The 11,834-nt window shown below is 68.9% G+C and carries 9 protein-coding genes; 5 read left to right on the top strand and 4 right to left on the bottom strand.

The window, feature by feature from the left end; genetic code table 11:
• Both ACFWF2_RS31990 and ACFWF2_RS31985 read left to right on the top strand, forming a co-directional pair.
• The coding region (locus tag ACFWF2_RS31990) for an ABC1 kinase family protein (protein ID WP_379311221.1) at positions 1–1,159 on the top strand (1,159 nt) is incomplete at its 5' end.
• A gap of 3 nt (positions 1,160–1,162) precedes the next feature.
• Positions 1,163–2,194, top strand: a complete 1,032-nt coding sequence (locus ACFWF2_RS31985; protein WP_379311220.1) for an AraC family transcriptional regulator — start codon at positions 1,163–1,165, stop codon at positions 2,192–2,194.
• Here ACFWF2_RS31985 and ACFWF2_RS31980 read toward each other — a convergent pair.
• Positions 2,191–3,681, bottom strand: a complete 1,491-nt coding sequence (locus ACFWF2_RS31980; protein ID WP_379311219.1) for a flavin-containing monooxygenase — start codon at positions 3,679–3,681, stop codon at positions 2,191–2,193. The two genes, ACFWF2_RS31985 and ACFWF2_RS31980, sit on opposite strands and share 4 nt — an antisense overlap.
• Before the next feature lie 158 nt (positions 3,682–3,839).
• Between ACFWF2_RS31980 and ACFWF2_RS31975 the strand changes: the two genes are divergently transcribed.
• A complete protein-coding gene (locus ACFWF2_RS31975) occupies positions 3,840–5,393 on the top strand; it encodes an alkaline phosphatase D family protein (protein WP_379311218.1) in 1,554 nt (517 codons plus the stop codon).
• 51 nt (positions 5,394–5,444) lie between these two features.
• Positions 5,445–6,716: an FAD-binding oxidoreductase gene (locus ACFWF2_RS31970; RefSeq protein WP_379311217.1), complete on the top strand. Its 1,272-nt coding sequence runs from the start codon at positions 5,445–5,447 to the stop codon at positions 6,714–6,716.
• Between the two features lie 85 nt (positions 6,717–6,801).
• Here the strand turns inward: ACFWF2_RS31970 and ACFWF2_RS31965 are convergent, their stop codons facing one another.
• On the bottom strand, positions 6,802–7,218 hold the full coding sequence (locus tag ACFWF2_RS31965; protein WP_379311216.1) for a cytochrome c oxidase subunit 4: 417 nt from the start codon (positions 7,216–7,218) through the stop codon (positions 6,802–6,804).
• Positions 7,219–7,228: 10 nt separating this feature from the next.
• Positions 7,229–8,350 (bottom strand): cytochrome c oxidase subunit II, encoded by a 1,122-nt coding sequence (locus tag ACFWF2_RS31960; protein WP_378855290.1) that lies wholly within the window; start codon positions 8,348–8,350, stop codon positions 7,229–7,231.
• 352 nt (positions 8,351–8,702) lie between these two features.
• Between ACFWF2_RS31960 and asnB the strand changes: the two genes are divergently transcribed.
• The gene (gene asnB, locus ACFWF2_RS31955) at positions 8,703–10,646 is read left to right on the top strand and encodes an asparagine synthase (glutamine-hydrolyzing) (RefSeq protein ID WP_379311215.1); all 1,944 of its coding nucleotides are present in this window, start codon (positions 8,703–8,705) and stop codon (positions 10,644–10,646) included.
• Positions 10,647–10,706: 60 nt separating this feature from the next.
• Here asnB and ACFWF2_RS31950 read toward each other — a convergent pair whose 3' ends face one another.
• The gene (locus ACFWF2_RS31950; protein WP_379311222.1) at positions 10,707–11,633 is read right to left on the bottom strand and encodes a carbohydrate kinase family protein; all 927 of its coding nucleotides are present in this window, start codon (positions 11,631–11,633) and stop codon (positions 10,707–10,709) included.
• Positions 11,634–11,834 lie beyond the last annotated feature (201 nt).

Raw genomic sequence — 11,834 nt, 5'->3', positions numbered from 1 at the left:
CCTGTTCCAGGTGCTCGGCGAATTGAAGGGCTGCGTCGCGAAACTCGGCCAAATGCTCGGCCTGCTCGAACTGGGCCTCGCGCCCGACCTGGCCGAGCCGTATCGCCAAGCCCTTGCGCGCCTGCACGACTCGGCCCCCGCCATGCTGCCCGCCGCCGTGCACGCCGAGCTGGCCGTGCACCTCGGTGCGGACTGGCGCTCGCTGTTCCTCGATTTCGACGACCGTGCGGCGGCGGCGGCCTCGGTGGGCCAGGTCCATCGCGCACACTGGCACGACGGCACGCCGGTGGCCGTGAAGGTGATGTACCCCGGCGCCCGCCGTGCCGTCCTGGCCGATCTACACGCCCTGCGCCGCGCCACCCCACTGTTCACCGCGCTGCTGCCCGGCGCCGACACCCGCCCGGTGATCGAGGCGCTGTGCGACGAGATCCACGCCGAACTCGACTACGCGCGGGAAGCGGCCAACCAGCGCGCGTTCGCCCTCGCCTTCGCCGGTGATCCGGACGTGGTGGTCAGCCGGGTGATCGCCCAGCGCGGCGACGTGCTGGTCACCGAATGGCTCGACGGCGCCCCGCTGACCCGGCTGATCGCCCGCGGCGAGGCCGCCGAACTCGACCGGGTCGGCGTGCTGATCCTGCGCTTCCTGTTCTCCGCGCCCGCCCGCGCCGCCCTCGTCTACGGCGACCCGCATCCCGGCAACTTCCTGCGCATGCCCGACGGCCGCCTCGGCGTCGTCGACTTCGGCGCGTGCACCCCGTGGCCCGCCGCCTTCCTCGACGTCGCCGGTGACGTGGGCGCGGCCGTGATCGCCGACTCCCCCGCCGACCTCGAGGCCGCCATCCGCCGCCACGGTTTCGTCGCCCCCGGCCGCGAACTCGACATCGCCACCGTCGCCGCCCGCCTGCAACCGGTCCGCGACGCCCTGCTGGCTCCCACCTACCCGCTCTCGGCCGACTGGCTGCGCAAGCAGGTCCGCCTGGCCACCGACCTGCGCCTGTCGAATGTGTTGCGCCAGTTGACGATGCCGCCCGATCACACCCCGATCCTGCGCTCCTTCCTCGGCGGCATCGCGGTCCTGTGCCAGCTCGAGACCGAGGTGCCGCTGCGCGCGGAATGCACCCGCTGGTACCCCGAAACCGCGGCCGCAGCGGGGCTGTGACCCGTGGTGCACTGGGACATTCCGCGCACGCCGATGGGGGCGCTGCTGACGACCCGCCTCGGCGAGGAGCGCGGTGTCCCCGTGGAAACTTGCCTGCGCGGCACCGGGCTCACCGCCGAGCTGCTCGCCGACCCGAACGCCGAGATCTCCGCGACCGCCGAGCTGGCCGTCATCGCCAATCTGCTTCGTGAACTCGACGATCCGCCCGGCCTCGGCGTGCGGGCGGGCAGCCTGTTCCGGCTCACCTCCTACGGCATGTGGGGTTTCGCGCTCATCAGCAGCCCGACCGTGCGCTCGGCGATCCAGGCCGGTCTGCAGTTCATCGACCTCACCTTCGCCTTCAGCGATATCCGGATGCGCCGCACCGACACCGAACTCCAGCTCACCCTCACCGCCCCCGATGTCGCCGAACCGCTGCGCCGCTTCGTGATCGAACGCGACATGGCCGCCATCCAGACGCTGAACCGGGACCTGCTCGCCGCACCGATCCCGATCAACCATGTGCGCTCGGCCTTTCCCCCACCGCCGCCAGCGGACCTCGCGCTCTACACCGAAACCTTCGGGCTGACCCCGGAATTCGACGCCGAGGAATGCGTGGCCGGTTTCGACCACGCCCACGTCGACGCCCCGCTTCCGCAGGCCAACGAGCACACCGCCGCTGTCGCGATCGAGCACTGCCGCGACCTGCTCGACCGGCGCAAGGCCCGCGGCGGCACCGCGGGCCGCGTGCGCGACATCCTGGTCGAGCACCTCGCCCAGCCGCCCGACGCGCCTCGGCTGGCGGCCATGCTGTTCGTCAGCGAACGCACCCTGCGGCATCGGCTGGCCAAGGAGGGCACCTCCTACCGTGCCCTGCTCGACGAGGTCAGACAACGACTGGCGGAGGAGATGCTGGTGACCCGCGGCCTGCCGGTCGCCGAGATCGCCCACCGCCTCGGCTATGTGGAGGTGTCGAGCTTCTCCCAGGCGTTCCGCCGCTGGAAAGGCATGGGGCCCCGCGCCTATCGCGATCAGTGCCGGTCGCGCGATGTTTAGCGAGCCGCCGGCACCGGCTCGTCCGCGGCGGTGACGACGAACTCCGCGTCGTCGAAGCGGCGCAGCCGCCTGCGATAGTCGAAGGTGAAGCCGGGCCAGTTGTTGGTGTTGCGGCCCGCCGCGGTCGTGTACCAGCTGGTGCAGCCGCTGTTCCACACCGTCGCGCGGATCGCCTCCTGCACCGCGGCATTCGAGCGCTCCTGCACCTCGGGCCGCACATCGATCGAGCGCGCGCCCGTGGCGAGCCGGTCGATGGCCTGCAGCACATAGCCGAACTGGGATTCCAGCATGTAGACGATCGAATTGTGCCCGAGGTTGGTGTTGGGTCCGTAGAGGACGAACAGGTTCGGGAAGCCCGCCACGGTGATCCCGAGGTGAGCTTGCGCGCCGTCGCGCCACACCTCGTCGAGGCGACGGCCGCCGCTCCCTGTCACCGTCATCGGCGCGAGGAACTCGTTGGCCTGGAATCCGGTGCCGAGCACCAGCGCGTCGACCTCGTGCAGCACGCCGTCGGCGGTGCGCGGACCCGTCGGCTCGATCCGGGTGATCCGCTCGGTCACCACATCCACGTTCGGCCGGTTGAGCGCCTCGTAGTAGTCGTTGGAGATCAGGATCCGCTTGCAGCCGATCTTCGTCGACGGGGTCAGCCGTGCCCGGAGCCCGGCATCGGGCACCTGATCGGCCAGGTGGCGCTCGAAACGCCGCTGCACCAACGCCATCGCCCGCGGGAACTTGGTGAACGCGAAGGCGCGCGGTTCCAGCGTCAGATAGGTCGCGGCGCGCGAGAGCGCCAGCAGGCCGGGCACCCGGCGCAACGCGACCAGAGCACGCTCGCTGTAGGCGTAGTCCGGCTTGGGAATCACATGCGCGGCCTCACGCTGGAACAGCTCCAGGCGCGCCGCTCGGCGCGCCACCCGCGGCACGAATTGGATCGCCGACGCACCGGTGCCGATCACCGCGACGCGTTTGCCGTCCAGGTCGTAGTCGTGGTTCCAGGTGGCGGAATGGAACATCTCCCCGGCGAATTCGTCGATGCCGTCGATCGCGGGGATCGCGGGCCTGCTCAGCTGACCAGTCGCGGCCACCAGCGCGCGCACCCGGTACTCCGCGCCGTCCACGACCCGCACCACCCACTCCCCGGAGGCCTCGTCGTAGGCGGCCGAGGTCACCTCCGCGGCGAACCGGATGTGCTTGCGCAGGTCGAACCGGTCGGCGACCTCGCGCAGGTACGCGAGGATCTCCGGTTGCTCGGCGAACCGGCGCGACCAGTCGGCCTTGGGCGCGAAGGAGAACGAATACAGATGCGACGGCACATCACACGCGGCGCCGGGATAGGTGTTGTCCCGCCAGGTGCCGCCCACCTCGTCGGCGCGTTCGAACAGGACGATGTCGTCGTAGCCGGCGGCCTTCAGCCGCACAGCCATGCCGAGCCCGCCGAATCCGGTCCCGATGATCCCCACCGAGGGTCGCGTGGTGTGTCCAGTCATGCCGATGACGGTAGGCGCGCGACGACTGGCGGCACAGTGCGCGAACGGCGGCAAAGTTACTAGATCCGGCAATGCCGGTGCGATCCGTACGGCACCGTTCACGCGGTGTTGCCGCGACCGCGTCCCCCTGTTCCGACCGGTGTTGCACCGTGAAACGCATGGCTGGTTCGGATTTCGCGATGTCCCGGCGCACCCTGTTGCGCGCCACCGCCTTCGGCCTGGTGACCACCCCCGCGCTGGCCGCGTGCGGCGATGACGGCCCCGGCCTGGTCCGGGCCAGGCCCACCCTCACCCACGGCGTCGCCGTCGGTGACCCGCGCGGCGACGGCGCCCTGATCTGGGCGCGCTCGGACAAGCCCGCGACGCTGATCGTGGAGACCGCGGCGACCGAGAAGTTCAGCGACGTCAAACGATTCACCGGTCCCCTGCTCACCCCGGCCACCGACGGCACCGGCCGGGTCCGTGTCAACGGCCTGCCCGCCGGCGAGCTGGTGCACTACCGGGTCCGCCTCGACGGCGAGGACGGCGCGAGCTCGGAGACCGTCACCGGCGTCTTCCGCACCGCGCCGACCGCACCCGCCGACATCAGGCTGCAGTGGTCCGGTGACGTCGCGGGCCAGGGCTTCGGCATCAACCCCGACCTGGGTGGCATGAAGGTCTTCGCCACCATGGCCGCCCGCGACCCGCATCTGTTCCTGCATTCCGGCGACTGCGTCTACGCCGACAACGCGCTGAAGGAGTCGGTGACACTGCCCGACGGCCGGATCTGGAAGAATATCACCGCCGAGGCCAAGAACGCGCCCGCCGAGACCCTCGACCAGTTCCGCGGCAACTACGCCTACAACCTCACCGACGACAACTACCGCCGCTTCAACGCCGCCGTCGCCCAGATCGTCCAGTGGGACGACCACGAGACCACCAACAACTGGTACCCCGGCGGCACCGTCGCCGCCGACAAGGGCTACACCGAGCGCAGCATGGACACCCTGGCCGCGCGCTCGTGGCAGGCCTTCCACGAGTGGATGCCGCTGGAGCCCGCCGAAGCCGTCGACGGCAGGCTCTACCGCAAGATCGCCTACGGCCCGCTGCTGGATGTGTTCGTCCTCGACATGCGCGCCTACAAGGACGCCAACGGCGCCAACACCGCACCGCAGGGCGCGGTCCTCGGCGCCGCGCAGACCAGGTGGCTCATCGACGGCCTGCGGGATTCGAAGGCCACCTGGAAGATCGTCGCCGCCGACCTGCCGCTCGGCGTGATCGTCCCCGACGGCAAGACCGCCTTCGAGGGCCCCGCCAACGCCGCCCCCGGCGCACCGTCGGGCCGCGAAACCGAGATCGCCCAGGTGCTCTCGGCGATCAAGGCGAACAGGGTCGCCGACGTCGTCTGGCTCACCGCCGACGTGCACTACACCGCCGCGCACCACTACTCGCCCGCCCGCGCGGCGTTCACCGATTTCGACGAGTTCTGGGAGTTCGTCTCCGGCCCGCTCAACGCGGGCGCGTTCGGCCCCAACGACCTCGACCCGACCTTCGGGCCCGAGGCGGTCTTCGTGCACGCCCCGCCCGCGCCCAACACCTCGCCACTGGACGCGCAGTACCAGCATTTCGGTGAGGTCCGCATCGACGGGCGCTCCGGCGAACTCACGGTCGACCTGTGCGACGCGACCGGAAAAGTCCTGTTCAGCAAGCAGCTCGCCCCTGCCCGGAATTAGCTGCGAGGTACCGTGCGCAAGAAACGCCGAGCTGTGGTTAGCTATGCGGTCATGGGCACGCCGCACACCGTTATCTCCGAAGAATATCTCCCCCGGGACACTGCGGATGTCGTTCGCACTGTGCGTGATTCGCGTGATCGTTCGGAACGGTTGACGGTTCGCGGCGGCGAGCAGACCGAAGAGTCCTATGGCCTGACCGATCAGCGCGCGGTGCTCTCGCTGCGCAAGATGAACTCGGTGCTCGACATCAACCTGGGCAGGCGCACCGTCCGCGTGCAGGCAGGCGCCAAGCTCTCCGAGATCGACCGCCGCCTCGGCGCGCACGGTCTCGGCCTTCCGGTGGTCGGCGACCACCGCGACATCACCGCGGGCGGTTTCGCCTCCGTCGGTGGCGTCAGCACGGCTTCGCATCGCTACGGCATGTTCATCGATCAGATCGTCGACCTCGAGTACGTCGACCCCGACGGCCGGATCGGCACCTGCGGGCGCGGCCACCACACAGAGCGGTTCCACCGCATCCTCGGCGCTGGCGGCCGGGCAGGCATCATCACCGCGCTGACCCTCGACGTCGTCGAGGTCGACAAGGACCACACCTGGCTCACCACCGACGCCGACCGGTTCCTCGACTTCGATTCCTTCGTCGAGCACGCCACCACCGAGATCACCAACCCCGGCAGCGCGGCGCTGCAGGTCGGCCGCTGGGTCGACACCGCGCCGCTGAAGGTGGCGCGACCCGTCGGCACCGGCCAGGTGACCCTCGGCGCCGTCCGCTTCGGTCAGTGGTCGAGCCTCTACCCGACCGCCCCCACCCGTGGCCTGCGCGCCCGGCGCGAGGTCGGCACCCGTACCCGGAAGTCGCTGGGCGCCATCGCCTCCGCCGCGGGCGGCCGCGCGGGCATGCCGGTCCGCAATGCCGCGGCGGGCGCGCTGATGTTCGCGCCGAAGGTGCTCACCATGCGCGACGCGGAGTACCTGGCCGACACCGTCATCAGCTCCTCCGAGCGCGGCCCGGCCTACCGGGTCGGCGTGTTCGCGCCGCTGGCCAACTACGGTTCGGTGTTCTACGGCCTGCACGACCTGTTCGCCGATCACCGCGAGCGCACCGGGTGCTTCACCGTCATCTCCGCGATGACCTACGGTGTGCGCTCGCCGTACCTGCGCGCCGAAGCCGCGGCCCGCGGCCTGGCCGCCGCCGACTACGGCCTGATCACCTTCACCTGCCGCCTGCGCCCCTCGGCCCTGCCCTCGGAGCAGCTGCGCGAGATCGTGTCCGGCATCGACGACATCTGCCGCTCGGAGCAGGCGCTGCGCTACAGCGTCTAGCCCACAGACGTCCAACCCACAGACAAAAGGAAGGGCCCCACCGGATTCCGGTGGGGCCCTTCCTTGCGTTGTGTGTAGCTGTCGATCAGTGCTTCTCGGCGCCGATGTAGTACTCGAACACCAGGCCTGCGGCGGCGGCGAGCACGAGCACGACGCCGAGGGCGATCAGCCACATCTGGAAGAACGCCAGGCCCAGCGCGGTCACCGAACCAGCGGCCGCCAGGGTGATGGGCCAGAAGCTACCGGGCGAGAAGAAGCCCAGGTCACCGGCGCCGTCGACGATCTCGGCCTCCTCGTAGTCCTCGGGCCGCAGGTCGATGCGGCGCGCGACGAACCGGAAGTAGGTGCCGATGATCAGCGACAGGCCCGCGGTCAGCACGATCGCGGTGGTACCGGCCCATTCGATGCCGGTGCGCGACTGCGCGGTGAAGAAACCGTAGACGATGCCCACCAGGATGAAGAACGCCGTGAGCAGTTCGAAGATCCGCGCTTCGATCCTCATATCAGAATCCTCACTTGCTCTCGTTCACCGAAGCGCTCTTGATATCACGCTTGGTGTTGAAGGGGTACGTGGAGGTGGCCACCGGCGACTCGCCGATCGACTCGAGGGCCTCACCGTTGGTCTTGCCGTCGATGCGCGCCTGCATGTACTTGGCGTACTTCTCCGGCGAGACCGCGCGGACCTCGAAGTTCATCATCGAGTGGTAGGTGCCGCACATCTCGGCGCAGCGGCCGACGAACGCGCCTTCCTTCTCGATCTCGGAGATCTGGAAGACGTTGTCGGACTGGTTTTCCTTCGGGTTCGGCATCACGTCGCGCTTGAACATGAACTCCGGCACCCAGAAGGCGTGGATCACGTCGGCGGCGGCGAGCTGGAACTCGATGCGCTTGCCGGTCGGCAGCACCAGGACGGGGATCTCGTCGCTGGAGCCGATGGTCTCGACCTTGTCGTAGTGCAGGTACGAGAGCAGGTCGTTGGCCGGCTTGCCGTGCAGCGGACCCGGCTGCGGGTGGCCCTCTTCGTTCTTGCGCTCGGCGTACTCGGCCAGCTGCTCCTGGTTGATCAGCTCACGCTCGGAGTCGATGCCGTTCCAGGTCAGCCCGCCGACATTGTTGATGTTGCGGTAGCCGAACTTCCAGTTCCACTGGAAGGCGGTCACGTCGACGGTGACATCCGGGTTGTCGGTCTTCTCGTGCACGTAGTTCTGCACGACCACGGTGAAGTAGAACAGCACCGCGATGATCACGAACGGGATCGCCGTGTAGGTCAGCTCCAGCGACACGTTGTAGCCCGTCTGGCGCGGGAACTCCGGGGAGTCCTTGCGCTTGCGGTGCATGATGACGGTCCAGAAGGTCAGACCCCAGACCAGCACGCCCATGGCGAGCGCGGCCAGCACGGACCAGGTCCACAGCTCCCGCATCCGGGTGGCCTGCGGCGTGATGCCCGAGGGCCAGCCGAACCGCAGCCATACATTGTCGATCGAGCAGCCCGAGACAAGGACGGCAGTGATCCCCAAGGACACCGCCAGCCCGGCCCGTCGAAGGATGCGGCCCTGCCGACCCCGAACGGGTCGTGCCCCGATCTCTTCGCTCGCCTTGTGCGCCACGCTCACGCCTTCCTGGTCGCTACACATTCCGACACATTGCGTCGTCCGGGCCGCGATCCGCCCGTTCCGACACCGCTTTCAAGCACGTTTCAGGCCGCCCTCGAGTATTGCCGCTGTGACGCCTGCACACCTGAGAAGGACCTGAGTACTACGCAGCGTAGACCAAAGCGGGCGCTGACTTGTCGCGGGGTCGTCTTCGACACTCCGCCGCGCCCGTACCGGATGCGGCGACCTGCGGTTTGCCGCCCCCAGCGCGTCGCGGTGGCCGTGGCGACGGGTTGCGCGCGGCGCGTCGTGCCGGTGTGCGGCATACTCGGACACAGCGTTTGGGCCCGGAAGTGGCCACCCCATCATCGAACGAGAGAAGGTTGCCGACACCGTGTGCGGACTGCTCGGATTCCTGACAGCTGATACGGCGACGACCGAGGTGGTCGATCAGGTGTACGACGCGCTGCACTGCCAGCGGCATCGTGGCCCCGATGAAAAGGGAACCTGGCACGACGATCACATGATCTTCGGCTTCAACCGGCTCTCCATCATCGATATCGAGCACTCGCACCAGCCGCTGCGCTGGGGTCCCGCCGAGAACCCGCAGCGCTACGCGATGACCTTCAACGGCGAGATCTACAACTACCTGGAGCTGCGCGAGCAGCTGGCCGCCGAGCACGGCGCCGAGTTCCCGGACGGCAAGATCTTCGCCACCGACGGTGACGGCGAGTCCATCGTGGCCGCCTTCCACTTCTGGGGCCCCGAGGCCGTGCGCAAGCTGCGCGGCATGTTCGCCTTCGCGATCTGGGACACCGAGACCCAGGAACTGTTCCTGGCGCGCGACCCGTTCGGCATCAAGCCGCTGTTCTACGCGACCGGCCCCGGCGGCACCGCCTTCGCCAGCGAGAAGAAGAGCGTGCTGGAGCTGCTGAGCCCGCTCGGTGTGTCCGACGACCTGGATCCGCGCGCCCTCGAGCACTACACCGTGCTGCAGTACGTGCCCGAGCCCGAGTCGCTGCACAAGAACATCCGCCGCCTCGAATCCGGCACCTACGCCACCGTGAAGGTGGGTCAGGCGCCGCAGGCCACCCGCTACTTCCGTCCCGACTTCCGGGTGCGCCCGTTCGCCGAGGGTGCCGCGCAGGCCCGCTACGCCGAGATCGCCGCCGCGCTCGAGGACTCGGTCGCCAAGCACATGCGCGCCGATGTCACCGTCGGCTCGTTCCTGTCCGGCGGCATCGACTCCACCGCCATCGCCGCGCTGGCGATGCGGCACAACCCGAAGCTGATCACCTTCACCACCGGCTTCGAGCGCGAGGGCTACTCCGAGGTCGATGTGGCCGCCGAGAGCGCCGAGCTGATCGGCGCCCGCCACATCGTCAAGGTGGTCTCCCCCGCCGAGTTCGCCGCCGCGATCCCCGAGATCGTCTGGTACCTCGACGACCCGGTCGCCGACCCGGCGCTGGTACCGCTGTACTTCGTGGCCAAGGAAGCCCGCAAGCACGTCAAGGTGGTGCTCTCCGGCGAGGGCGCCGACGAGTTGTTCGGCGGCTACACCATCTACCGGGAGCCGTTGTCGCTCAAGCCCTTCGAGTACCTGCCCGCCGGGCTGCGCACGCTCGTCGGCAAGCTCGGCGACAGGATCCCCGATGGCAGGCGCGGCAAGTCCCTGCTGCAGCGCGGGTCACTCACCCTCGAGGACCGCTACTACGGCAACGCCCGCAGCTTCCACGACGCGCAGCTGCGCTCGGTGCTGCGCGAGTTCCGCCCCGAGTGGACCCACCAGGACGTCACCGCCCCGATCTACGCCCAGTCCGCGGGCTGGGACCCGGTCGCCCGGATGCAGCACCTCGACCTGTTCACCTGGCTGCGCGGCGACATCCTGGTCAAGGCCGACAAGATGACCATGGCCAACTCCCTGGAACTGCGCGTGCCGTTCCTGGACAACGAGGTCATGCGCGTCGCCCAGGGCCTGCCCTACGACCAGAAGATCACCAAGGAGACCTCCAAGTACGCGCTGCGCCAGGCGCTGGACGGGATCGTCCCCGACCACGTCCTCAACCGCGCCAAGCTCGGCTTCCCGGTCCCCCTGCGGCACTGGCTGCGCGGCACCGAACTCTACGACTGGGCCGAAACCCAGATCGCGGAGTCCCAGACCGACCACCTGCTGAACAAGCCGGCCATCCTGCAGATGCTGCGCGACCACCGCGCCGGCGTCTCCGACCACAGCCGCCGCCTCTGGACCCTGCTCGTCTTCATGGTCTGGCACGGCATCTTCGTCGAGGACCGGATCAAGCCGGAGATCCAGGAGCCGGTCTACCCGGTCTCGCTGTAGTCCCCCGCGACGCACGAACGCCCCCTCGATCGGAAGATCGAGGGGGCGTTCGGTTTTCGGTTACAGCAGCACGGACAGTTCGTCGGTGGCGTCGGCGCCGTAGGCCTTGGTGAGGCGTTCGACGGCCTCGTCCTTGTTCAGGGTCCACTCCTGGGTGCCGGTGGTCTCCAGGATCAGCACAGCGATCAGGGAACCGAGCTGGGCGGAGCGCTCCAGGCTCAGGCCCGCGCGGTGGGCGGTGAGGAAGCCGGCGCGGAAGCCGTCGCCGACACCGGTCGGGTCGACCTTGGCCACCTCGGGCACAACGCCGACGCGCACCTCGGTGCCGTCGGCGTCGACGACGAGCACGCCTTCCGATCCCAGCGTGGTGACCCGGATGCCGACCTTCGCGGTGATCTCCGCTTCGCTGAGCCCGGTCTTCTGCTGCAACAGGGCCCACTCGTACTTGTTGGTGAACAGGTAGGCGGCACCGTCGACCAGCTCGGCCGCCTGCTCGCCGTCGAGGCGGGCCAGCTGCTGGGACGGATCGGCGGCGTAGGCGATGCCCTCGGCCTTGGCCTGCCGGGTGTGGGCGACCATCGCCTCGGGATCATTGGCACCGACCAGCACCAGGTCCACCTCGTGTTCGGCGGCGATCGCGGCGATATCGATATCGCGCGCCTCGCTCATCGCACCCGGGTAGAACGACGCGATCTGGGCCATCGCCTCGTCGGTGGTGCACACGAACCGCGCGGTGTGCGCCTTGTCGGAGATGTGCACGGCGGAGCAGTCGACCCCGTTGGACTCCAGCCACTGCCGGTACTCGGCGAAGTCGGCGCCGACGGCGCCCACCAGCACCGGACGCTGCTTCAACAGGCCCATCGCGTAGGCGATATTGCCCGCGACACCGCCGCGGCGGATCTGCAGATCGTCGACGAGGAAACTCAGGGACACATGATCGAGCTGATCGGCGAGCAGCACATCGGCGAACTTGCCGGGAAATCGCATGAGGTGGTCGGTGGCGATGGACGCGGACACAGCAACAGACACGAGGCAAGGCCCCTTCGACACTAGGCGCGGAAAGCAAGAAGTCCGGGATCGGGGGAACCCGGAATTCAAAGGGAGCAATCCCCAAACCCCGCAGGGTCAACAACGCGCAACCACAGCGTTTTACACGGCGTGGGCCCCCATCGGCCGTTGTAACAATAG

Origin of the sequence: Nocardia sp. NPDC060259 (assembly GCF_042728775.1) — a bacterium.
In the GTDB taxonomy this organism is placed as follows: Bacteria; Actinomycetota; Actinomycetes; order Mycobacteriales; family Mycobacteriaceae; genus Nocardia.
Note: the sequence above shows the minus strand (reverse complement) of the source record. Positions and strands in the feature narration are given on the sequence as shown.